Consider the following 2,463-nt stretch of genomic DNA (forward strand, 5'->3'; position numbering starts at 1 on the left):
GGTGATCTTCGCAATCACCGGACTTACCATGACCGCTCCAGCCTCTCAGGCTTTTGCAGAACCTTCCGCACACTACCCTCTGCTTGCTGATCCGCGTTTATTCTCCCCTTCTGCGGAAATGCCCGAAGTGTCCGACGTTACTCAATCTTACCCAACCTCGGTTGGAAAGCCCGCTTAAGACGAGAATAAATTACAGGTAGCCTGCTCGGCACTGCGGCCCTGGAAGAGGAGGGCGCGTGGGCTTACGGGCCAAAGAGCCCATTGGAGGGAAGCATGCCAAGGAAGCTCGCTGCTTTTTGCGGCCATTTGGCGAATTTTGCCAGAGGCGCTCTTATTTGCTCGACGCTTCTGACCGGAGCGGCCATTCCCCTTCAGCAAGCCAAAGCAGACGACGTCAACTGGAGGCAGTTCGAAGGTAGTTCGATCGTCTGGGCATACGACATTCATCCCTATGCTGACGCCGTCGCGGCTCAATTGCCGGAGTTCGAAAAGCTAACCGGTATCAAGGTGACGCCTGAGCTTTATCCGGACGACGCTTATTGGAATAAGCTAACGATCCAACTGAGCACAAAATCTCCGACTTGGGAAGTCGTGGGGACGGGGGTTCAGCTAGCCTGGGATCTTGCGCCAGGCCAGTTGCTCGAGCCGCTCGATCGGTATCTGACCGATCCGAAACTCACCGCATCAAACTATGACTACAAGGATTTCTTTCCCGCGCTGCGGGATGCGCTAACCTGGAAGGTGACAGATGGGCAGATCGAAGCGGGAAGCGGTCGGGTGTGGGCCGTTCCGCACGGCTTCGAGAACATCCAGCTATTCTACCGTAAGGACATCCTCGACAAATTCGGCATCAAGGTGCCGACGACTCCGCCGGAGATGTCCGCCGCATGCGCAAAGCTAAAAGCTGCGGATCCCGCACTCACGCCGTTGGGCGTCCGCGGCGTACGCTTTTGGAGCAGCATCCACACGGCTGCGATCTCGATTGCCAAATCTTACGGAGTGCATGATTTCGTCATTAAGGACGGCAAGCTGGACACGGGTCTCGACTCACCTGAGTCAATCGCCTTCCACAAGGACTATGTGGACATGATCAAGAAGTGCCCGGGTCCGTCCTTTGCTAACGACAACTGGTATCAAGTGGTCGATGGCATCAACTCAGGACGCACGGCGATGGCAATCGATTCCAACATGGTTGGCTTTTGGAACGACGTGGCCGGCAAGCCGGCCTCGGTTAAGATCGCATTCGCACCCCCCTTGCGCGCTCAAAACGGCAAAGACTTCGAATCCAACATCTGGATATGGTCGCTAGCGATGAACGCCGCTTCCAAGAAGAAGGGAGCAGCCTAGCTGTTCATCCAATGGGCAACCTCAAAGCAGGTTGATCTGAACGGCGCTGTTGCCGGCAAGTTCGTCAACTCCGCGCGCGGATCGACGTGGGCCGAAAAGACCTGGGTCGAATATGCAGCAAAGCCGGAGTTCAACAACTTCCTCGACACGTTTAAGAAAGTACAAGACAGGGCGGCATTGGCCTTCAACCTCAGCTGTTTTAGGCTCCGTGAAATCCGAACAGCCATCGGCGATCGCGCTCCCGACGCGCCTTGAACCGATCCAGACATTTCCTGGAGCACAGCGCAGTGCGCCACGAGTAATATCGGATCAGGCCAAACTTCCCGCCGCAGACGGCGCAGCACTTCGCTGCAGGTTGGTGAGAGCATTGGGAGCTATCGCCCATCTTTATCTCCTGTAGGTCTCGCGTCGGTGATAGCTTCCCGGGATTTCTGGTTCGCGGTCGCACCGCGCGCACAAATGAAGTGCGGCTGCGGGGTCATTGTGATCCGCGCGGTCATGCGGAAAATAGGGCAGCGGAAGCAGCGCTTCAGTCTCATATGCAGCCTCCCAGGGCAAAACAGCGGCTTCTTCTCTGTCGCGCGCGTTCCACGTGCGGACCGCTGGGATCGTCGCGATTGCGTCGATCTTCCCTGTAATCGCCGGGCAATCGACTTTTGCTGATTGGCCCAAGGCTAGGTCCATCGCAACTGAACGCTCAATTGTACGGGGGTAGGCGAGCGCCATGACAAGGGATGGAAGTGCCATACGAAGGTTTGTAGCTGCTCTCCCTTGCGCCATCGGCATTTGCGCCCCGTTCTTCGCGACGAGACGGCGTATTGACGGGGGGCTGCGCGGTGACCGCGCGTCCATCGTCCGGAGCCGGGTGCGCGTCGATCAGCGAACAGGCGCAGATTAGCAAACCTGTGACAGACGGGCGCCGGTCGCCAACTGAATTGCCCAAATTGCTCTACCTCGGGGCGTCAAAACCGATGCCTCCAAGCGCGCCAACCGGGCCTTGAAGATGCTCAGAACCTATCTCGGTCGCGTCATCCGTGATATTGCCCGCAAGATCGAAGGCCGCACCGGCTTGCTTGGCGAGATTGTCCTCGAACGCATGCTGGCGCTGGCGCGACG

1 protein-coding gene is annotated in these 2,463 nt (G+C 57.7%); it reads left to right on the forward strand.

Translation table 11 applies throughout. The features are described from left to right. Positions 1–273 precede the first annotated feature (273 nt). Positions 274–1,347 carry an ABC transporter substrate-binding protein gene (locus AC5ZG1_RS43770; protein WP_245287712.1) on the forward strand — a complete coding sequence of 358 codons (1,074 nt, stop codon included), beginning with the start codon at positions 274–276 and terminating at the stop codon, positions 1,345–1,347. The last annotated feature ends 1,116 nt before the right edge of the window (positions 1,348–2,463 follow it).

Source organism: Bradyrhizobium sp. Leo78 (genome assembly GCF_059512425.1).